This window comes from Streptococcus sp. WM07, from assembly GCF_004570525.1.
Classification (GTDB): Bacteria; Bacillota; Bacilli; order Lactobacillales; family Streptococcaceae; genus Streptococcus.
On record NZ_SPPZ01000028.1, the window covers coordinates 1 to 22024 of the forward strand.

General features: G+C 41.0%; 21 protein-coding genes. 20 read left to right on the forward strand and 1 reads right to left on the reverse strand.

Features of this window, described 5'->3' with window-relative positions:
• Positions 1-481: transposase (locus tag E4T71_RS04820; protein ID WP_135037173.1), on the forward strand; the 481-nt coding region annotated here is incomplete at its 5' end.
• A 108-nt stretch (positions 482-589) separates the two neighbouring features.
• Here the strand turns inward: E4T71_RS04820 and E4T71_RS04825 are convergent.
• Positions 590-1219: a DUF308 domain-containing protein gene (locus E4T71_RS04825; RefSeq protein WP_135037601.1), complete on the reverse strand. Its 630-nt coding sequence runs from the start codon at positions 1217-1219 to the stop codon at positions 590-592.
• A gap of 241 nt (positions 1220-1460) precedes the next feature.
• On the opposite strand from E4T71_RS04825, the gene E4T71_RS04830 reads away from it, so the two are divergent.
• The 19 genes from E4T71_RS04830 to tnpB form a co-directional block, all read left to right on the forward strand.
• Positions 1461-2918 (forward strand): PTS ascorbate transporter subunit IIC, encoded by a 1458-nt coding sequence (locus tag E4T71_RS04830; protein ID WP_135037603.1) that lies wholly within the window; start codon positions 1461-1463, stop codon positions 2916-2918.
• 19 nt (positions 2919-2937) lie between these two features.
• On the forward strand, positions 2938-3216 hold the full coding sequence (locus E4T71_RS04835) for a PTS sugar transporter subunit IIB (RefSeq protein WP_135037606.1): 279 nt from the start codon (positions 2938-2940) through the stop codon (positions 3214-3216).
• 65 nt (positions 3217-3281) lie between these two features.
• Complete coding sequence (locus E4T71_RS04840; RefSeq protein WP_135037609.1) at positions 3282-3767, forward strand: PTS sugar transporter subunit IIA; 486 nt, start codon at positions 3282-3284, stop codon at positions 3765-3767.
• Between the two features lie 42 nt (positions 3768-3809).
• Positions 3810-4469, forward strand: a complete 660-nt coding sequence (locus tag E4T71_RS04845) for a 3-keto-L-gulonate-6-phosphate decarboxylase UlaD (RefSeq protein WP_135037612.1) — start codon at positions 3810-3812, stop codon at positions 4467-4469.
• A 3-nt stretch (positions 4470-4472) separates the two neighbouring features.
• Positions 4473-5333, forward strand: a complete 861-nt coding sequence (locus E4T71_RS04850) for an L-ribulose-5-phosphate 3-epimerase (protein ID WP_135037615.1) — start codon at positions 4473-4475, stop codon at positions 5331-5333.
• The gene (locus tag E4T71_RS04855) at positions 5333-6043 is read left to right on the forward strand and encodes an L-ribulose-5-phosphate 4-epimerase (protein ID WP_135037618.1); all 711 of its coding nucleotides are present in this window, start codon (positions 5333-5335) and stop codon (positions 6041-6043) included. The genes E4T71_RS04850 and E4T71_RS04855 overlap by 1 nt, the downstream gene beginning before the upstream one ends.
• Before the next feature lie 216 nt (positions 6044-6259).
• The gene (locus tag E4T71_RS04860) at positions 6260-7915 is read left to right on the forward strand and encodes a transcription antiterminator (protein WP_135037621.1); all 1656 of its coding nucleotides are present in this window, start codon (positions 6260-6262) and stop codon (positions 7913-7915) included.
• Positions 7916-8097: 182 nt separating this feature from the next.
• The gene (locus E4T71_RS04865; RefSeq protein ID WP_135037625.1) at positions 8098-9078 is read left to right on the forward strand and encodes a LacI family DNA-binding transcriptional regulator; all 981 of its coding nucleotides are present in this window, start codon (positions 8098-8100) and stop codon (positions 9076-9078) included.
• Positions 9079-9515: 437 nt separating this feature from the next.
• Entirely contained in the window at positions 9516-10535 is a 1020-nt protein-coding gene (locus E4T71_RS04870) for a hypothetical protein (protein WP_135037628.1), read from the forward strand.
• An 18-nt stretch (positions 10536-10553) separates the two neighbouring features.
• Positions 10554-11510 carry an NAD(P)-dependent oxidoreductase gene (locus E4T71_RS04875; RefSeq protein ID WP_135037631.1) on the forward strand — a complete coding sequence of 319 codons (957 nt, stop codon included), beginning with the start codon at positions 10554-10556 and terminating at the stop codon, positions 11508-11510.
• A 10-nt stretch (positions 11511-11520) separates the two neighbouring features.
• Positions 11521-12972, forward strand: coding sequence for a PTS galactitol transporter subunit IIC (locus E4T71_RS04880; protein ID WP_135037634.1), 1452 nt, complete (start codon positions 11521-11523; stop codon positions 12970-12972).
• A 73-nt stretch (positions 12973-13045) separates the two neighbouring features.
• A complete protein-coding gene (locus tag E4T71_RS04885) occupies positions 13046-14032 on the forward strand; it encodes an amidohydrolase family protein (protein ID WP_135037637.1) in 987 nt (328 codons plus the stop codon).
• A gap of 103 nt (positions 14033-14135) precedes the next feature.
• Positions 14136-15659, forward strand: coding sequence for an FGGY-family carbohydrate kinase (locus E4T71_RS04890; RefSeq protein ID WP_135037639.1), 1524 nt, complete (start codon positions 14136-14138; stop codon positions 15657-15659).
• On the forward strand, positions 15656-16396 hold the full coding sequence (locus E4T71_RS04895; RefSeq protein ID WP_135037641.1) for a sugar phosphate isomerase/epimerase: 741 nt from the start codon (positions 15656-15658) through the stop codon (positions 16394-16396). Before E4T71_RS04890 ends, E4T71_RS04895 begins: the two co-directional genes overlap by 4 nt.
• Before the next feature lie 137 nt (positions 16397-16533).
• Positions 16534-17625: an L-ascorbate 6-phosphate lactonase gene (ulaG, locus tag E4T71_RS04900; RefSeq protein ID WP_135037643.1), complete on the forward strand. Its 1092-nt coding sequence runs from the start codon at positions 16534-16536 to the stop codon at positions 17623-17625.
• A 97-nt stretch (positions 17626-17722) separates the two neighbouring features.
• On the forward strand, positions 17723-19696 hold the full coding sequence (gene tkt, locus E4T71_RS04905; RefSeq protein ID WP_135037645.1) for a transketolase: 1974 nt from the start codon (positions 17723-17725) through the stop codon (positions 19694-19696).
• 120 nt (positions 19697-19816) lie between these two features.
• Positions 19817-20149: a preprotein translocase subunit YajC gene (yajC, locus tag E4T71_RS04910; protein WP_135037647.1), complete on the forward strand. Its 333-nt coding sequence runs from the start codon at positions 19817-19819 to the stop codon at positions 20147-20149.
• A 143-nt stretch (positions 20150-20292) separates the two neighbouring features.
• Positions 20293-21600, forward strand: coding sequence for a CHAP domain-containing protein (locus tag E4T71_RS04915; RefSeq protein ID WP_228062355.1), 1308 nt, complete (start codon positions 20293-20295; stop codon positions 21598-21600).
• A 138-nt stretch (positions 21601-21738) separates the two neighbouring features.
• Positions 21739-22024 (forward strand): IS66 family insertion sequence element accessory protein TnpB (gene tnpB, locus E4T71_RS04920; RefSeq protein WP_245165706.1); only part of this gene is annotated, 286 nt, incomplete at its 3' end.

Genomic DNA, 22024 nt, shown 5'->3' on the forward strand with positions numbered 1-22024 from the left:
CGATAGGATGTTTCTTTTAGAAAGACAGTGGGAGGAGCTAGAATCAGAAATCAGACATCAAAAACGACAAGAAGAGCTCCGTCCCTTGATGGAAGAATTCTTTGATTGGTGTCGGGAGCAGTATGTCCTACCAGAGTCTAAGTTAGGCCGTGCTCTTAAATACAGTTTGGATTATGAGTCCACATTCAAGACTGTATTGGAAGATGGACGTCTAGTTCTCTCTAATAATCTGGCAGAGAGGGCTATTAAATCCTTGGTTATGGGACGTAAGAATTGGCTATTCTCCCAAAGTTTAGAGGGAGCAGAGTCAAGTGCTATTATCATGACTCTGCTTGAGACAGCCAAAGTCCATCAACTTGATAGTGAAAAATATATAGCTTATCTTCTAGAACATTTGCCAAACGAGGAGACTCTCGTAAAAAAAGAGGTTCTAGAGGCTTATTTACCATGGGCTCCAAAAATCCAAGAGAATTGTAGATAAAGAAAACTCCAAGATTAAAAGCAATCTGCTTATAATCTTGGAGTTTTGTCAATATACTCTGTTATTGGGCGCTTACGTTATTTCCTGCGTTTTATGATTGTTTTCTCATTAGGTAACAGTTTCTTTTTCTGGTTCTTCTGGTTGAATGTCTAGGTCGGTTGCGGCTTTAGAGATCAGGAGCCAGTCCCCATTTTCTTGTTTCACAAATGCCAAGGTGACGGAGCGGTAGTCTCCTACTTGGTTACTTTCATAATAATAGGTTTTTGTTTGGAAACTCTGGGAATTGGTTTCGACGGTGCCGTCGCTGGTTGAAGTTGGTTCTCCAAAGCGAGCACGAATGTCTTCTAAGTTGCTACCTCCAGCTCCTGTGGTACTATCGCCGAGAACAAGGTCGTCATAATCTTTTTGGGTCCACGTAAAATCGGGTTCAGATGTAGTTTCCTCTGATTCCCAATAGGTTTCGTAGTTGTAAAGATACTCTTCGAAGAAACTCTCATAGGTGGATATTGTGATTAAGGAAATTCCGGTACCAAGGACAGCTAAAACAGTGCTTATGATACCTAAGGTTTTCTTGTTTTTACGATTGATCCAAAGTTCAATAACTCCAAAAATAAGGGCAGCAAGTCCAAGAATAAAGGCAAAAGTATTCAGGATTGGGATCCAAGATCCGAGTAAGGTGATAACCGCCAAGGTCATTGCAATAATCCCTAAAACATGGGATTCAGATTTTTGTTCCATAATCATCTCCTAATAGTCTTTTTTATTTTTTGGGAAAGATTACTTTTAGTATAGCAGAGTTTTAGGTTTTACCAAAAGAATGTTTCTTAAAACATCTTGCTCATCTCCTGTTTGGGGAGGAGTGCTCATTGCCTTTCAATCCAAGAGTGAACACTTGTCTGTGTAACTCTTGGTCTTTTTTGATTCGGAATGTAAGCGTATACTTTAATTACAGCAGAACAATTAGGAAAGGAGTCATAAGATGAATATCATTATTAATATTCTCAATTGGTTCTCGCAGAACATTCTGCAAAATCCAGCCTTCTTCGTAGGTCTCCTCGTTTTAGTAGGATATGCCCTCTTGAAGAAACCAGGTCATGAGGTTTTTGCAGGTTTCGTTAAGGCCACGGTCGGCTACATGATTTTGAATGTCGGCGCTGGTGGTCTGGTTACAACCTTCCGTCCGATTCTGGCAGCTTTGAACTATAAGTTCCAGATTGGTGCGGCGGTTATCGATCCTTACTTTGGTTTGACCGCAGCCAATACAAAAATTGCGGAAGACTTCCCTGACTTTGTCGGAGCGGCTACAACAGCACTCTTGATTGGATTTGGGGTCAATATCCTCTTGGTGGCTCTTCGCAAGATTACCAAGGTGCGGACATTGTTCATTACAGGACATATCATGGTGCAACAAGCGGCTACCATTTCCTTGATTGTTCTACTCTTGGTTCCGCAATTACGTAACAGCTGGGGTATCTTGGCTATCGGTGTGATTTGTGGTCTCTATTGGGCGGTTAGTTCGAATGTGACGGTTGAGGCGACTCAACGCTTGACTGGTGGTGGTGGATTTGCCATTGGTCACCAACAACAATTTGCGATTTGGTTTGTCGATAAGGTGGCTCCTTTCTTCGGGAAGAAGGAAGAAAATTTGGACAACTTGAAGTTACCAAAATTTCTCTCTATTTTTCACGATACCGTAGTAGCATCTGCGACCTTGATGTTGGTTTTCTTCGGAGCAATTCTTGCAGTCTTGGGTCCTGAAATTATGTCCAATGCGGAAGTTATCACATCAGGGACTGTGTATGTAGCAGAGAAGCAATCCTTCTTCATGTATATTATCCAAACAGCCTTTACTTTTTCTGTCTATCTCTTCATCTTGATGCAGGGTGTACGGATGTTCGTATCTGAGTTGACCAATGCGTTCCAAGGTATTTCTAGCAAACTATTGCCAGGTTCCTTCCCAGCGGTCGACGTTGCGGCTTCTTATGGATTTGGATCTCCAAATGCAGTGCTTTCAGGCTTTGCCTTTGGTCTCCTTGGTCAATTGGTAACCATTGTTCTCTTGATTGTCTTCAAGAATCCAGTCTTAATCATCACAGGATTTGTACCGGTCTTCTTTGACAACGCAGCTATTGCGGTTTATGCGGACAAGCGTGGTGGTTGGAAAGCAGCCCTTACCCTTTCCTTCATCTCTGGTGTGATCCAGGTTGCGGCTGGAGCGATTGCGGTTTCCCTTCTCGGTTTGGCATCTTATGGTGGTTACCACGGAAACATTGACTTTGATATTCCATGGTTACCATTCGCTTATATTTTCAAATATCTTGGTATTATCGGTTTTGTTTTGGTCTGCCTCTTCTTCTTGATCATTCCTCAATTGCAATTTGCGAAAGCAAAAGATAAAGAAGCTTATTATGCAGGTCAAATTCCTTCAGAAAATTAAAAAATAAAGGAGAATCATTATGGTTAAAGTATTAACAGCTTGCGGAAACGGTATGGGATCCAGTATGGTGATCAAAATGAAGGTTGAAAATGCCCTTCGTGGTCTTGGTCAATCAGACTTCACTGTTAACTCTTGTAGTGTGGGTGAGGCGAAAGGTTTGGCATCTAGCTATGATATTGTTATTGCTTCTATCCACTTGGTAAATGAGTTGGAAGGACGTACCAATGGCCATATTATCGGCTTGGATAACCTAATGGATGACGCAGAAATTAAAGAAAAATTGTCACAAGTTCTTTAATCACAGTTGAAAAGGGAGCGCGGAGAATTCTCCTGCTCCCTCTTTTTATAGTAGGAGGTAGCAATATGAACCTAACACAAGCTTTGACAGAAAATAACTCTATTCGCCTCGGTTTGAGTGCAGATACTTGGCAAGAAGCTGTTCGTTTGTCGATTGATCCACTCATCGAAAGTGGGGCCGTTAAAGAAGAATATTACCACGCTATTCTTGAATCAACAGAAGAATATGGTCCCTACTATATTTTGATGCCAGGGATGGCTATGCCTCATGCTCGTCCTGAAGCAGGTGTTCAACGGGATTCATTCTCATTGATTACCTTAACAGAGCCGGTTACATTTTCAGATGGTAAGGAAGTACAGGTACTTCTAGCTTTAGCAGCAACTAGTTCAGAAATTCATACTAGTGTTGCGATTCCACAAATTATCGCCCTTTTTGAATTGGAAAATTCTATTGAGCGTTTGAGCAATTGCCAAAGTCCAGAAGAAGTATTGGCGATGATTGATGAATCTAAAAATAGTCCTTATCTAGAAGGATTGGACTTGGAAAGCTAAGCTGAGACGTTGATAGTTTAAAGGAGAGCAAAGGAGAAAAAGATGACACATATTCCAAATTTACAAGTAGCCTTGGATCATTCAGACTTACAAGGAGCTATTAAAGCAGCTGTTTCTGTTGGACACGAAGTGGATATTATTGAAGCGGGAACAGTTTGCTTGCTGCAAGTGGGCAGTGAGCTTGTCGAAGTGTTACGCAATCTATTTCCAGATAAGATCATCGTAGCTGATACCAAGTGTGCGGATGCAGGTGGAACTGTTGCAGCGAACAATGCAAAACGCGGTGCAGATTGGATGACTTGTATCTGTAGTGCAACCATTCCAACGATGAAGGCAGCCTTAAAAGCTATTCAGGCAGAGCGTGAGACTGGTGAAATTCAGGTAGAGCTTTATGGCAACTGGACTTATGAAGATGCTCAACAATGGTTGGATGCGGGAATTTCTCAAGCTATCTACCACCAATCTCGGGATGCTTTGCTTGCAGGCGAAACTTGGGGTGAAAAAGATTTGACCAAGGTGAAAAAATTGGTGGACATGGGATTCCGTGTGTCTGTGACAGGTGGGTTGGACGTGGATACCTTGAAACTATTTGAAGGTATTGATGTCTATACCTTTATTGCAGGTCGAGGGATCACAGAAGCAGAAAATCCTGCGCAAGCTGCACGTGAATTTAAGGATGAAATTCGTCGAATTTGGGGGTAGATTATGGCACGTCCAATTGGTATCTATGAAAAAGCAACGCCAAAGCACTTTACTTGGAAAGAACGCTTGGAGTTTGCTAAAGAGTTAGGATTTGACTTTGTTGAAATGTCTGTTGATGAGTCAGACGACCGTTTGGCACGCTTGGAGTGGAGTAAGGAAGAACGCTTAGAGATTGTAAAGGCAATTTATGAAACAGGTGTTCGCATTCCCACAATTTGTTTCTCAGGTCATCGCCGTTACCCTTTGGGATCTAATGACCCCGTTCTTGAAGCGAAATCATTGGAAACCATGCAGGCTTGTATTGAGTTGGCTCAAGATTTGGGAGTACGAGTGATTCAGTTGGCTGGTTATGATGTTTATTATGAAGATAAATCACCAGAAACACGGCAACGCTTTTTGAAAAATCTTCGTCAGGCTTGTACTTGGGCTGAACAAGCACAAGTTATCCTAGCTATTGAGATTATGGACGATCCGTTCATCAATAGCATTGAAAAATATTTGGCGATTGAACAAGAAATCAACTCTCCGTATCTTTTTGTCTATCCCGATACTGGGAATGTAGCTGCTTGGCATAATGATTTTTATTCCGAATTCCTACTAGGGCATCGTTCCATTGCTGCCTTGCATTTGAAAGATACATATCCGGTAACGGAGACCAGCAAAGGTCAATTCCGTGATGTGCCTTTTGGTCAAGGTTGTGTGGACTGGGAAGGAACCTTCCAAGTCTTGAAAGAGACTAACTACCAAGGGCCTTTCTTGATTGAAATGTGGTCCGAAAATTGTGAAACAGTAGAGGAAACCAAGGCTGCCATTCAAGAAGCTCAAGCTTTCCTTTACCCATTGATTGAGAAAGCAGGTTTGTAATGCTATTAGAAGAATTACGTCAACGGGTCTATGAAGCCAACGTCGCACTCCCCAAGCATGGCTTGGTTAAATTTACATGGGGAAATGTTTCGGCAATTGATCGTGAAGCAGGCTTGATTGTTATCAAACCAAGTGGAGTCGATTATGACCTGTTATCGCCTGAGAATATGGTGGTGACAGATTTAGATGGTAAGGTTGTTGAAGGAGATTTAAATCCGTCTTCTGATCTTGCAACTCACGTTGAACTCTATAAGGCTTTCCCAGCTATTGGGGGCGTTGTCCATACCCATTCGACAGAAGCTGTTGGTTGGTCCCAGGCTGGTCGCGACATTCCATTTTATGGAACAACGCATGCGGATTACTTCTATGGACCAATCCCAGCAGCGCGTTCACTCACAGAGGATGAAATTAATCGCGCCTATGAGATGGAAACAGGTACGGTGATTATCGAGACTTTCCGTGAGCGGGATTTGGATCCAATGGCTGTGCCGGGGATTGTTGTTCGCAATCATGGTCCCTTCACTTGGGGGAAATCACCGGAAGAAGCGGTATATCATAGTGTTGTATTAGAGGAAGTCGCGAAAATGGCTCGCTTTACAGAGACCATTAATCCGAAAGTGGAAGAAGCACCTCAGTTCTTGATGGATAAACACTATCTTCGTAAACATGGTCCTAATGCCTATTATGGTCAGAAGGGGCAAGGTCACTAAGGAATATTAAAGGATAAGAGATGAGACGGGATTAGGACTCAAGTCCTGGTCCCGTTCGTATGTTTTGAAATCCCTTTCCAAGAATGGTAAAATTCTTAATGTAATATTAAAAGTTGTAATAATATCGTGGTTCTTTCTTGTGGGGGCTGGATGGGGATGATATTGTTAAACATAGGTGTTTACGAAAATACCAGTGTGGAATTTTAGGAGGAAGAAATGGCCATCGATCATAGTAGTAGCGCTTTGTTGCAACACTTGTTACACTTAACTGCGCCGGAGACGATTTCGGATATCGCTAAGAATTTGGGGCAGTCTCGGCGTAAAATCTACTATCATTTAGACAAGATAAATGAAGCCTTGCCTGATCAAACGGCTCCTTTGGTCCCTCGTTCGCGGATTGGTCTGTTATTGAATCAAGAACAGAAAGAAGCCTGTCAGCAATTGTTGGATCGGATTGATTCTTATACTTATGTATTAAACAGCCAAGAGCGTATTCAGCTCTTGACGCTTTATATTGCAATTTCGACAGAGCGTGTAACAATTGAGAAGATGCAGCAACTCATTGAGGTGTCTCGGAATACTGTTTTGAGCGATCTTAGTGAGATGCGTCGTCTATTACGTTTAGATCAGTTCCGGTTGACTCTGACAACCACTAAATCGCAAGGCTATGTCCTTCGAGCACAACCATTTTCTAAAGTCCAATACGTTTACCATTTACTCTATAGTATCTTTTCAGATGGAGCAGCTCCTTTTTTAAGTATTGTAAAAGAAAAATTGAATCTAGAGAATCTATTGGACGATTTTGGTCAAATTGCTAGACAGGAATGGCCGCAGTTGGAAAAGATTGTTGGCAAACGGATTAATCGTCAAGAACTGACTTCTCTCACTCAAATTCTTCCTTACTTATTGCAAACGTATCGGAATATGAATTTGGATCTGGAACAAACAGAAGCTTTACAGGCGGATTTTATCCAGGTTCATGAACGGGTGGAATATCAAGCTGCGCAACATTTAGCGACTTGTTTAGCAGAAGAAAAAGGGATTATTCTGGATTGTCTGGAAGTAGATATTTTGACGATCCTGTTATTATCGTATCGCAAGGATGTAGACATGCATGCGACGAGTGAGGATTTTATTGATTTACGGGCAACCTTGGAACATTATATTTGGTATTTTCAAAATCAATCCAAGTACATTGTTGGAAAACCTGAGGAACTTCTCAATCAGTTGACCATGCATTTCAAATCCCTGCTTTTTCGAAAGCGCTATGGTATTTTTAGCAAAAATCCCTTATTGGAGCAGATTAAGAGTAAGTACCCGGATCTTTTTGCTTATTGTAGAGTTACCGCAAGCCTCTTAGAAGAAGCTTGGAGTATTCATTTAACAGAGGATGACATTGCAGATCTCAGTATCCAGATGGGAGGAGCCCTCAAAACACCATTGGATAAGGGAGAGGAAATTCTTCATATCTATCTGGTTTCTGATGAAGGTGTTGCAATTCAAAAGATGCTGCTTAAGCAGATTCAATACCACTTACCCAATGAAATGATTCATGCCGTCTTCACCACCGAACAATACCGTAGTGTGGAAGATCTCTTAGAGGTAGATTTGGTTATTACTACCAGTGAAGGATTTGAAGTGGAAGCCCCTACGCTTCAAGTCTCTCCAATCCTAGAATCGAGGGATATTTATCGGATTCAGCAATTCATCCAAGACCCCGGCCCCTTTTCATCTGGAATGGAATTGCGTCAACAACTAGAGAAACTCCTAACTCCATATGTATCCTCTCCAGAGGAAATGAAGCACCTCCGCTACCGCATTGAAAAACTATACGGCCAACGAATGGTGTTGAGTCAATCGGAAGAAGGGTAGCTTGAGTATGAACGGTTGCGATTTGTCGCAACCGTTTTTTTGGACAAATGAGAGAAAGATGCTTGTCTCGATATTAGTGAGGTAGAAATGGGAATTGATAAAGTTTTTTTAGATGATTGATAGGAGCTTACCTGAAAAAGTGCTATGATAGTTACAAATAGCAGACAAAGGGGGATGTTTAGATGGCGAGGGTTACAATCAAAGACATTGCTCAAATGGTAGGAGTGTCCAAGGCGACTGTATCCTACTATCTGAATGGAAATACGAGTAAGATGTCCTTGGTAACGAAGGAAAAAATTCGGCAAGCGATTGAAGAGACGGGCTATCAGCCGAATAAAATTGCTCAGAGTTTGGCGACTAAAGATACGAAGAGTATTGGTGTTGTGATTGCAGATATCACCAATCCTTTTATTTCATCTGTTATGAAAGGGATACATGATCGGTGTCAAAAGGAAGGATATAGTGTTCTCTTTACAAATTCGGATGATAATCCGATGATTGAAGCTGAGAATATTCATCGCTTACTTCAACAAAATGTGTCCGGTATTCTATTGGATCCAATTGATGCGAATGCCTCTAGTTTAAAGCGGCTTAATCCTCAGAAAACAGTGATGATTGACCGTGAGTCACAGGAAATGTTTGTTGATACGGTTGTATCGAATAATATTGCTTCAACTAGGGAGTTTTTATATAAAATGAAGGAAAGAGGATACGAGGAGCTTTATTTTGTATCCTATCCAATTGAAGGTATATCGACTCGAGAAAGACGTTATCGAGGTTTTTGTGAGGTCGTTGGAGCAGATGCTTCACGATTATTGATTTTAGGTGAGCAGGGAAGTGAAGAGCGTATTTTAGATTTGCTAGCTTCTTCTAAGAAAAGATTGGGTTTTTTTACGATGAATGGCCCGGTTCTTTTGGATTTTATGAAAATTATTAATGGAACCGTGTATCAATATCCAAGAGATTTTGGTCTAGGTTCGTATGAAGATTTGGATTGGATGCAGGTTTTAAATCCAAGTATTTCTTGTATTCGTCAAGATTCCTATCGAATTGGACAGGTGGCAGCGGATCATTTGTTGAAAAAATTGCAGCAGGATGATGAGGTAATGGAACCACAGCGGCTGGTAGTTGCGAGTGAATTGATTTTTCGAGATTCTTTTTAAACAAAGAGATACTAGCTGAGAGAATAAATTCTTACAGCCAGTATCTCTTTGTTTTTATATTGGAATAGGAAAGAAGGTATAGATTTTAAAACGGGTTTGTGTCCAGATTCTTTTTCAAGTTGTAAGCAAAGAGCAGTTATACTCTAATTTTATGGACCTTATCTTTGCACAGTTGTTGAAGAAAGTATGAACAATTATTATTTGCTTTGTAAAGTTCAGTTTACCAATTAATTCAATTAAGACTGCTTTTTATTCCTATTCAAAATGAAAAATGAAACGATTTCCTATGTAAGCGCTTGTTTTTTAGTTTAAAATAGTGTATGATAAAGATACAAGGTAAGTGAAACGGTTAACCGCAGATTGTTAATCTGGAAAGATTTATTTATCTTTAAAAATTTTACAATATTAGTTAACCGTTTCACTAGAAAGGGGTATGGATGGATTTTATAAAAATCTTAGAGGATAAATTGGAATCCTGCTATGCAGTTGCTCGGCTATATGATCAAAATCATGACTATCTCTTAGTTGCTTCAGAAGTTGAACAGGCTTGTTTTGCATATGATGTCAATGAAAATTTTGAAAAATCGTTGGTCTGGTCAGATGTAGGTGGAACAATGTCTATTATTCAAATTCCAGGGACTATGGATTTTTTAGCAACGCAACGGTTTTACCCAGGTTTTAATGCTAAGGAATGTCGAATTGTCCACGGTCATTTCATAGGAGACGGACAGTGGCAAGTGGAGGAATTGGTAGAGTTTCCGTATTTACATCGCTTTGATTTAATTCAAGATCGGACAGGTAGAATTCTATTCGTCGGTTGTACCATAGCTAACTCGAAGGAGTTTGTTGAGGATTGGTCTGATGATGGAAAAATATTTGTGGGAACTTTTGATATTGCTTCGAATTCTTTGATGGATATTCGGACTTTGCCATTGCGACTGAAGAAGAATCATGGATACTATCGATCGTTAGAGGGAGCCTATTCTCTGATTACAGGTGTTGAAGGAATTTTCCGTTTAGATTTTCCGGATTCTAGTTCGACAGGGGATTGGCTACTGACCCAGTTGTTTGAGGAAGAAACCAGTGATATAGTTCAGTTAGATCTAAATAGGGATGGGCGATTAGAAAATGTGCTCATTCAAGGTTTTCACGGAGATCGTTTCCGGATTTTAAGTGAGAATTTTGAGGCAGAATTATTTTCATACGGAGAATCTACCCCATTTGGACATGCTATTTGGGCTGGACGACTGTTGAACCAAGATCTACTGATTTTTGGCTATCGAGACGGTCGTAAAGATCTTCTTGCATTTACTTTTGAAAACGGGGATTATCGAGAAATCTTAGTTGAAGCTGGAGTTGCATCTAGTAATTGCCTGGCCTTTGAAAAGGGGGGGAAAGCGTATCTATTTTCTGCCAATAATGGCAGCCATGAAGTTGGATTGTATCAATGTTTATAAAATAAGGGGGAGAAAGAAATGTCGAAGAAAAAAGTATTAGTAACAGGAATTGTTCCAAAGGAAGGTTTGACCAAATTGATGGCAGAGTGTGATGTGACCTATTCTGAGGGAGAGCCATTTACACGTGATTATGTTTTAGAGCATTTGGGAGAATATGATGCTTGGCTTTTAATGGGGCAAAAAGGAGATCGAGAGATGCTGGATGCTGGCAAAAAGCTTGAGATTATCTCTTTAAATGCGGTTGGATTTGATCATGTGGATACTGAATATGCCAAGAGTAAAGGTATTACTGTTTCGAATTCACCACAGGCCGTTCGTGTTCCTACAGCTGAAATGACCTTCAGTCTTTTGTTAGCTGCTACGAAGCGTCTTTCTTTTTATGATAAAGTCGTTAGGAATGGTGAATGGATTGATCCGAGTGAGCGACGCTACCAAGGTTTGACTTTGGAAGGAGCGACTTTGGGGATCTATGGTATGGGACGGATTGGTTCCACTGTTGCTGGCTTTGCCAAAGCTTTTGGGATGAAAGTTTTGTATCATGATGTTTACCGGTTGCCAGAAGAGAAAGAAGCTGAGCTTGGTGTGGAATATGTGACCTTTGATGAATTAGTTGAGACAGCAGATGTTGTTACAATTCATGCTCCGCTTCTTCCATCAACTAAGCATAAATTTAATAAGGAAGTTTTCCAAAAAATGAAGAATCGGAGCTATCTTGTGAATGCAGCACGTGGTCCGATTGTTTCTGAAGAAGATTTAATTGAAGCTATTAAAACAGGTCAAATTGCTGGTGCGGGATTGGATGTTTTTGAATTTGAACCGAATGTTGCTGAGGAGCTACGTGCCCTAGATAATGTTATTATGGCTCCACATGCTGGAACTGGTACAATTGAGGGGCGTCGAACTTTGGCTGAAGAAGCCGCTGATAATATCTTATCCTACTTCGCTGGTCAGCCAGTAAATGTTGTGAATAAGTAGGGGGTGCCTTATGTTAGCAGCCTTGCAGAATTTCTTTAATGTTTTTGGAGCATCCATTGTTGTTCCAGTGATGATTTTTGTTGTTAGTCTATTTTTAAAAGTTAGTCCTAAGAGAGCACTATTTAGTGCTCTCAGGGCTGGTGTAGGATTAACAGGATTTGGTTGGATTATTTCCTCTTTTACTCCGTTAGTTACAAAGTATATTCAGCAGATGGTCGAGACGGCAGGTTTGAATCTTCCTATTGTGGATATTGGTTGGCAGACAGGCTCTTTGACAGCTTTTTCCTCATCTATTGGATTATCCTTCTTTGTGTTTGGTTTGTTAATTGAGTTGCTACTGTTTTTAGTTGGTATTACGAGGGTTTTTGTCCCATCCAACCTTTGGAATAACTTTGGCTATATGGTTTGGGGAACGATGGCCTATGCAGCAACAGGAAATTTTGCTCTTTCCTTTGCGTTCATGGTATTTGTTCTTCTCTATTCTTTGATTATGTCAGAGGTAATTGCGGATCGTTGGTCGGATTATTATGGTGTTAAAAATGCGACGATTAATTCTATTCACAATATTGAAACGTTAGTCCCAGCTTTAATCCTTGATCCACTTTGGAATCTATTAGGGGTGAATAAGGTCAAGTTGAATCCAGAATCTTTAAAAACCAAGTTGGGTATCTTCGGGGAACCTATGACTTTAGGGTTTATCCTCGGTTTGATTATTGGAATTTTGGGAAGCTTGAAGGAGTTAGGCAGTTTAGATGCTTGGGGTGGTATATTGGGCTTTGCCATGTCTCTTGCTGCGGTTATGACGGTCTTTCCTTTGATTACTGGGGTGTTTGCTAGTGCCTTTGGACCTCTTGCAGAAGCTGTTGAGAAAAATAAGAGACAGGAGAGTGAGGTCGAGGATACTCTTGCAGATAAAAAACGTTGGTTTATTGCAGTGGATGATGGAGTAGGATTCGGAGAGCCTGCTACGATCATTGCAGGTTTGATCTTAGTTCCAATCATGGTTCTAGTATCCTTATTGCTTCCTGGGAACAGGGCTCTTCCAGTTGTTGACTTGATTGCTATTCCTTTTATGATTGAGGCGATGATTGCAGTCTCTAAAGGGAATATTTTAAAAGCGATTCTAAATGGGATTGTTTGGTTCTCTCTTGGATTGTATGCAGCAAGTGCTCTTGGTCCTATTTATACAGAAGCTGTTCAGCAATATGGATCTGTACTTCCACAAGGAGTTGTTTTGATTATGAGTTTCAACCTCCTTGCCCACCCGTTGACTGCACTTGTTTTCTTCGCTTGGATTTCAGGAAATCCACTTTTGATTGGGCTTACAGTACTTATTTACCTTGTCTTCCTCTTTATTTTACGTACTAAGCGTGAAAGTATTTATAACTATCTTCGTGTTATGGCAGATAAGAATAGTGGATTCGAAGGTAGTACGGAGAAAATCTTCCTTGCAGAAGAATAGCGTCGGTTAGTCATTGGTTTTCTAATAGATGAACGCTAAAAATGTAAGCGTTTTAAAAAGAAAGGAAGTTTACATGAAAAAAATTGATGGACATGCTCACATTGTTGATGCTCTTGCAGGTTTTAATGGAAAAGGTCGCTTGAATGCTCTTGGAGATGGTTATGCTGTGTGGGATGACGGCGAGGTTATTAAACTGATTGAAGATGGATATGGAGATAAAAACTTTTTAGCAGAATCTCTCTTAAAATACATGGATGAGAATGATGTAGAAAAAGCAGTTATTTTGCAAGGTCATTTGAATGGTTATCAAAATTACTACACTTATCTTGCTATGAAGCGTTATCCAGAACGTTTTACAGGTGCTTTTGCGGTCGATCCTTATGCAGAAAATGCAATGGCAATTGTTCAGCGTCATGTAGAGGATTTGGGTTTTCGAGCTATTAAATTTGAAATTAGTCAAGGAGGGGGGATTCATGGTTATCGTGGTCAAAAAACACCTTTCCGATTGGATACGGATCCCCATGTGAGTCTTATTTTAAGCTATCTTTTAGACTATCCTGGCTTTGTAGTAACAGTTGATTATGGTAATTTTGATCAGATTAGTCATCAACCGGATGCGATTGCTAATCTAGCTCGGCTTTATCCAAGTTTAGATTTTGTGGTTTGCCATCTTTCATTCCCTCATGCTGCTACGCCTAATCGTTTGAGAGCAGAGCTTCTAATGTGGAAAGATTACGAGAATATTTATACGGATCTTTCAGCGATTCAAGATATTGATCGCCTAGATGAGTTTCCATTCCCTAAATCGAGAGCGAATGTTCAAATTGCTAAAGAAGTTCTGGGAGCAAAGCGGTTAATTTGGGGAACCGATGCACCATGGTCTGCAACCTTTAACACTTATGAAGAGTTAGCAACGTGGTTAGAAGCTAGTGATTTATTTACACAAGAGGAGTTAGCAGATGTATTGTATAACAATGCAGAACGGGTTTATTTTAAACCAACTGCTGTAGAAGCAAATCATCAAGCAGTAGATCCTGCAACTAGGGATTTAGATCTGTAGTTCTAAGTCCTATTGGGAATGTTTTTCTTTCACAATGTAAAGAAAAAGGTCAGGAGGTTGGGCAAGTGTTCCAACCTTTTCCTGTTTTTAGGAGGGGTATAAGATGAATTATTATTTATGTTTAGATTATGGGGGGACGACTACCAAAGCTATCATCTTTGATGATTGTGGAGAAGAGATTTCAGTGTCTTCCTTTGCTACCAAACGGAAAGAGGTAGAGTCAGGTTTTTATGAGGTTGATTTAGGAGAAACTTGGACCGCTATTGCTCATACAATTCGAGAAAGTATTCGCTTATCAGGCTTGGATGCGGCAGCTATTAAAGCAGTGGCATGTATTGGACATGGTAAAGGGCTCTATGTATTGGATAAAGAGCATCACGAATTTATACCAGGTATTTTATCAGCAGATAGTCGTGCTAGTGCTCTTGCACAGGAATTTGAAAATCGGGTGAGTCTGCTTTGGAATCGGACCCATCAGCATGTTGTAGCTTCACAGGCACCGGTATTGTTACGATGGTTGAAGGATCACCAGCCAGAGATATATGAGCGAATTGGTGCGGTTTTATCTGCTAAAGATTATGTACGCTTTAAGTTGACGGGTTTAGTTCAGCAAGAGATCGGAGATGCGTCTGGAAACCACTGGATTCATTTTGAAACAGGGAATTATGATCCTACTATCTTAGAGTTTTTTGGGATTGATGAGTTATTTTCAATTTTGCCCCCGTTAGTCGATTATAAGGAAATTGTTGGTGGTGTTAGTCAAGAAGCAGCTCTTCAGACAGGGTTGGCAGAAGGAACTCCTGTTATTGGTGGTCTTTTCGATATTGATGCTTGTGCACTGGGATCAGGTGTTTTAGATGAGACGACTTTTAGTGTTATAGCAGGCACTTGGAATATTAATAGCTATCCTAGTAAGAAAGCGGCTAATTTAGACAGTGGGTTAATGAATTCATACTTTCCAACAGGGGATTATTTGGTGGAGGCTAGCAGCCCTACCTCTGCTGGAAACTTGGATATTATGTTGAAAATGTTATTGATGGAGGAAATGGAGCATTTAAAGGGAGGAGATGTCTCTATCTATGATACTTTAGAAGTATTTTTGAAAGAAACGAATGCAGATTTTGCGAATATTCTTTTTTGTCCCTTCCTATATGGAAGTAATGTTGGACAGCCAGCTCAAGCCTGTTTTTTTGGTTTAACAACCCAGTCTAGTAAATCGGAGATGATCCGAGCAGTCTATGAGGGAATTGTGTTTGCTCATAAACAGCACATCGAACAGTTAACGGATTCTTTAGGACATTCTCCTCAGGTTCTACGTCTTTCGGGAGGAGGAACTAATTCAGAAGCTTGGATGCAGATGTTTGCAGATATTTTGGAATTACCGGTAGAAGTTCCCAAAGCTAGGGAATTGGGAGGTCTAGGAGGAGCGATTGCTTGTCATCAGGCTGTGACAAATCTGTCTTTAGCTGAAACGGTTGAGCGTATGGTTGTACTTGAAAAACAGTTTTTACCAAATGATAGGAATAGTAAGCGTTATAGGGAAAAATATACGGTGTATAAGGAGTTATTAATAGCGATGCAACCTGTTTGGAAACAGTTGACAACTTTAAGAAGGAAGGAATCATGAAGAGACAAGAAATTATTTTAAATACCATTGCTTTTCAAGCGCAACTTGATCAAGGGTATCGTCAAGTTGACCTTCTCCCTTGGGTTCAGAAATTGGGGGTACAGCGTCTCGAGATTCGTAGTGATTTTTTAACAGGGGAACTGAATGAATTACATGAGATAAGAAGAGAGGCAGATAAGCTAGGAATTGCTCTTTATTACAGTGCAAATGTGGATTTTTTGCAAGGAGATTTTGTGAATCCAGACATCGTCCGTCATTGTCAGGTGGCAGAAATTTTAGGTGCTCCATTTTTAAAACTGAATATTGGAGATGGTTCTGCTATATCTGAGGAACAGTTGGTGATGTGGGCGAAGACATTTCCTTCTGATATGAATCTTCGAATTGAAAATAATCAGGATCCAGATGCTGCGACTATTTCTAATTGTCAAAAAGTGATGGGATTGCTTCGGCGGTTAGATTTACCGATATCTTTTGTATTTGATACGGGGAATTGGGCCTTTGTTGGGGAATCAACCGTAGAAGCAGCGGAGATATTAGGAGATTTAACAAGTTATCTTCATTGCAAGAATTTCCGTAATCAGGATGGAGTTCTAAGAGTGGCTTCTTTTTTTGAAGGTGAATTGGATTTAGTACAACTATTGTCTTATTTTCCAAGTTTAGAGTATCTAGCATTGGAATATCCTGCTTCTGTTGAACAATTAGAAGTAGATTTGGCTCGTTTAGAAAATATTGGCTAATATTTTTTAGGGATTGGTATTGGTTTATGACTTTTTCTCAGTCCAAGAGTGAACACATTCCTGTGTTCCTTTTGGGCTTTTTTGAAACCGTTTTTAAGTTTATACTATATCTATAAAAGAAATCGGAGGATATATGAATGGCTAATGTAAAAGACATTACACGTGAATCTTGGATTCTGTCAACTTTCCCAGAATGGGGTACTTGGTTGAATGAAGAAATTGAAGAAGAAGTGGTTGCCGAAGGTAACTTTGCTATGTGGTGGTTGGGTAACTGTGGTGTTTGGATTAAGACACCTGGTGGTGCCAACGTAGTCATGGATTTATGGTCTTCCCGTGGAAAATCTACTAAGAAAGTGAAAGATATGGTTTGGGGACATCAGATGGCCAATATGGCAGGGGTTCGCAAATTACAACCAAACTTGCGTGTGCAGCCGATGGTTATCGATCCTTTTGCGATTAATGAGTTGGATTATTACATGGTATCGCATGTGCATAGTGACCACATGGATATTAATACAGCAGCTGCAATTATTAACAATCCAAAATTGGACCATGTGAAATTTGTTGGTCCAGTTGAGTCTGGTGACATTTGGGAAAAATGGGGAGTACCGGCGGATCGGATTATCCGCATTGCACCAGGTGATAGCTTCGAATTTAAAGACATTAAAGTTCATGCCGTTGAATCTTTTGACCGTACTTGTTTGGTAACTCTTCCAATTGATGGTTATGAAGAAAATGGTGGTAGTCTTGCTGGTCTTCCAGTTACAGATGAATTGATGGCCCGCAAAGCGGTAAACTATGTCTTTGAAACTCCAGGTGGTACAATCTACCATGGTGCGGATTCTCACTTCTCTAACTATTTTGCTAAACATGGACGTGACTTCAAGATTGATGTAGCTATCAATAACTATGGTGACAATCCAATTGGAATTCAGGATAAGATGACTTCGATTGACCTTCTTCGGATGGCAGAAAATCTAGGGGCTGAGGTAATTATTCCAGTTCACTACGATATCTGGTCTAACTTTATGGCATCAACTGATGAAATTCTCCAGCTTTGGAAGATGCGTAAAGAGCGTCTTGATTACAAATTCCATCCATTCATTTGGGAAGTCGGCGGTAAGTACACTTATCCAATGGATAAAGATAAGATTGAATACCACCACCCACGTGGATTTGATGACTACTTCTTAGAAGACTCTAACATTCAATTTAAGGCGCTTCTATAATAGTTGGGAATTATCCGTATCGATTGCGAGATGCGGATAATTTTCATATAATAGTTTTGGAAAAAATGCTTTGCGATCTCGATTAGAGGAGGACACCATGACAACATTATCCGTTAATGCCATTCGTTTTTTAGGTATTGATGCTATCGAAAAGTCTAAATCAGGTCACCCAGGGGTAGTAATGGGAGCTGCTCCAATGGCCTATGAATTGTTTACAAAAGAATTGCGTCTAAATCCAGCACAACCAAACTGGATTAACCGTGACCGTTTTATCTTGTCAGCAGGACATGGTTCGATGCTTCTATATGCGCTACTTCATTTATCTGGATTTGAAGATGTAAGCCTTGAGGAAATTAAAAACTTCCGTCAATGGGGTTCGAAAACACCTGGTCACCCAGAATATGGTCATACTGCTGGTGTTGATGCAACAACAGGACCACTTGGTCAAGGAATCTCAATGGCAACTGGATTTGCCCAAGCGGAGCGTTTCTTAGCAGCGAAATACAACCGTGATGGTTTCCCAATTTTTGATCACTATACCTATGTTATCGCAGGAGATGGTGATTTGATGGAAGGTGTTTCAGCTGAGGCAGCTTCTTATGCTGGTTTGCAAAAACTTGAAAAACTGATTGTGCTATATGATTCCAATGACATCAACCTTGATGGAGAAACAAAAGACTCCTTTACAGAAGATGTCAAGGCGCGTTACCAAGCTTATGGTTGGCATACAGATTTGGTTGAAGATGGAACAGATGTGGCAGCTATTCAAGCAGCTGTGGCTCGTGCAAAAGAATCTGGTAAGCCATCCTTGATTGAGGTTAAGACCGTGATTGGCCACGGTTCTCCAAATAAACAAGGAACTAATGCCGTCCATGGTGCACCTTTAGGAGCTGAAGAAACAGCAGCAACACGTGCAGCACTTGGATGGAACTATGATGCCTTTGAAGTGCCAGCAGAAGTTTATGCAGATTTTAAAGAAAATGTTGTAGATCGTGGTCAAGCAGCTTACGCTGAATGGGAGGCTTTGGTAGCTGCCTATAAAGAGGCTCATCCTGAATTAGCAGATGAAGTAGCTGCTATCATTGAAGGACGTGATCCAGTAACGATTAAGCCTGAAGATTTTCCTGTTCATGAAGCAGGTTTTTCTCAAGCGACTCGGAATTCTAGCCAAGATGCGCTTAATGCCGCAGCAGCAGTTCTACCAACCTTCCTTGGAGGTTCTGCGGACTTGGCTCATTCCAACATGACCTATATCAAAGAAGATGGATTGCAAGACGCTGCTCATCGTTTGAACCGTAATATCCAGTTTGGTGTGCGTGAGTTTGCTATGGGAACTATCTTGAATGGTATGAGCTTGCACGGAGGACTTCGTGTGTATGGTGGAACCTTCTTTGTTTTCTCAGACTACTTGAAAGCAGCAATGCGTTTGGCAGCTCTACAAGGTCTTCCTGTAACGTATGTTTTCACGCATGATTCTATCGCTGTCGGAGAAGATGGTCCAACTCATGAACCAATCGAGCATTTGGCTGGTTTACGAGCAATGCCAAACCTCAATGTCTTCCGACCAGCAGATGCGCGTGAAACACAGGCTGCTTGGTATCAGGCTTTGACAAGTGAATCTACTCCAACTGCCCTTGTCTTGACTCGTCAAAACTTGGAAGTTCAAGAAGGAACAGATTTTGATAAGGTGGCGCGTGGTGCTTATGTGGTTTACGAGACCGCAGCAGACTTCGATCGGATTGTCATTGCGACTGGTTCTGAGGTAGAGTTGGCTGTTAAAGCTGCTAAAGAGTTGGAAGCAGAAGGAGTGAAGGTGCGTGTAGTCAGCATGCCATCTAGCGATGTCTTTGACCAGCAAGATGTAGCTTACAAAGAAGAAGTTTTACCGAATGCTGTTCGTAAACGTCTAGCGGTTGAAATGGGAGCTAGCTTGTCTTGGTATAAATATGTTGGATTAGATGGAGATGTCCTAGCTATTGATACCTTCGGAGCATCAGCCCCAGCTGGAAAAGTTCTCGACGAATTTGGCTTTAACCTTGAAAATACAAAAGCAAAAATTTCAGCTCTCTAAGATAAAGTGCCGGCCCTTTGGGCCGGTTTTTTAGGTTTTAATCCGGTTCTTCATCACCCTTTTCTTGTCACTAGGAGTGGGATTTGATATAGTAGGGTAAGTAGAAAAAAGGAGTATGCAATGAATTTACAATTTTTATGGATGATGTTGGTCTTTGGTGGATTACTTTTCTTTATGCAACGCCAACAACGGAAACAACAAGCGAAACGTCAAGAACAGATGGCTAGTCTGGCTAAAGGGACTGAAATTGTGACCATCGGTGGGTTATATGGAGTTATCGATGAGATTGACCGTGAATCTAATAAGATGGTGCTAGATGTCGATGGTGTCTACTTGACTTTTGAAATGACAGCCTTGAAGGCAGTTGTGAATACACCTGTTGTAGAGGAGACAGCTGTAGATGTTGAACAAGAAGAGGTTGTAGAAGAGACTATTGAAACAAGTGACAAGTAGTGGCACGGTTTATTAATCTTTTGTAATCTTTTCGTAACGGACAGGCGGTCTGATTTTTGCTATACTTTCTTTAGCTAGTTAAGCTGGATTGGTTCGCTACCCGTTTTGTTAATCAGCGAACGACTTAAAGGAGAACATTAAATATGGCATTTAAAACAAAGAAAAAATTAGTCACTGGAGTTGCAGTTCTTGGATCTGTAGCAGGAGCTTCTGCATTGGAGGCTCAAGCAGTTACAGCTGAAACACAAGGAGTATCTTTGCAAAGTCAAGTGCGTGATATTGTTGCTGAAGCAGTTTCTACGACTACTGTTCCAACAATGGATGATCTTACATCATTGTTTGGTGTAACTGGTAGCCAAGGGAATGTCTTGGATACATTTGAAGAATTTGCTGAAGAGGCAGTTGCAGAGACTGAGAAGAATCCTTCAGAGAAAAACGCAGCATTCTCACAATTGTTGATTGATGCTCTTGAAGACTCAGAGTTCCGTACTGGATTACAACTTCGTCAAGATACGGTTTGGCCACGTGAAGGTGTTGTTTATGCGCAGCCAGTTGCAGTTGAGGCGTCAGCACCAGTAGCAGAAGTTGCACCTCTTTCATTTGAAGCTGTTGCAACACCAGCAGCCCCAGTTGTAGAAGAAGTTGCAGAGCCAGTTGCAGCACCAGTAGCGGAAGTAGCTTCACCAGTTGTAGCAGCACCAGTTTCAGAACCAGCAGCACCTGTAGAGGCTACCCCTGTTTCAACTGAAGCTGTAGCAGCTGAAGTGGTTAACCTTGTTTCAAGTGCACCAGCAGCCCCTGTTTCAGAAGCTGCAGCACCAGTAGTGGAAGCTTCAGAAGTCTCTGAAGCTGTAGAGACTCCAGCAGTAGAATCAACTCAAGGCTCTGAATCAGCAGCACAAGTTGAAGGAGAGCATCAAGCAGCTGAGCAAGCAGCGGCACAAGCAGAAGCAGAACGTCAAGCAGCTGAGCAAGCAGCGGCACAGGCAGAAGCAGAACGCCAAGCTGCTGAGCAAGCAGCAGCACAAGCTGAGGCAGAGCGTCAAGCTGCTGAGCAAGCAGCAGCTGAACAAGCAGCGCAAGCTCAAACAGGTTCTATTACACCAACTTATAACTATAACACTTCAGGAAGCTACCCAGTTGGTCAATGTACATGGGGTGTTAAAGTAATGGCTCCTTGGGTTGGTGATTACTGGGGTAACGGTGGTGACTGGGCTGCATCAGCTGCAGCAGCAGGATTCCGTACAGGTACAACACCACAAGTTGGTGCGGTAGCATCTTGGAACGATGGTGGTTATGGACACGTAGCTTACGTTACAGCTGTTGAATCAAACAATGCTATCCAAGTTTATGAGTCAAACTACAACGGTATCCAACAAATCGGTAACTACCGTGGGACTTTCGATCCAACAACAGCACAAGGTACAGTTACCTACATCTACCCAAATTAATAAAATACTAAACGGCAACTTCGGTTGTCGTTTTTTTATGTGGGGAATAGGAAAAGTAAATATATTGTAAGCGCCCAATAACAAGGTATCTTTAACCGAACTAGAAATCTAGCTATACTAATCTTATAAATCATCAGGATGGAGATTGATATGGTAGATTCTCGCTCGTTCACTAGGATAAATTTATGCGATTTAGGTCAGGTTCATTTGATAACTGGTAAAACAGATATGAGGCAAGGAATTGATTCCTTGGCTTACTTAGTGAAACAGGAATTTGAATTGGACCCCTTCTCAGGCCAAGTCTTTCTTTTCTGTGGTGGAAGAAAAGATCGCTTCAAAGCCCTTTATTGGGATGGACAGGGCTTCTGGTTACTGTACAAAAGGTTTGAGAATGGAAAACTCAACTGGCCTTCGAATGAGCGAG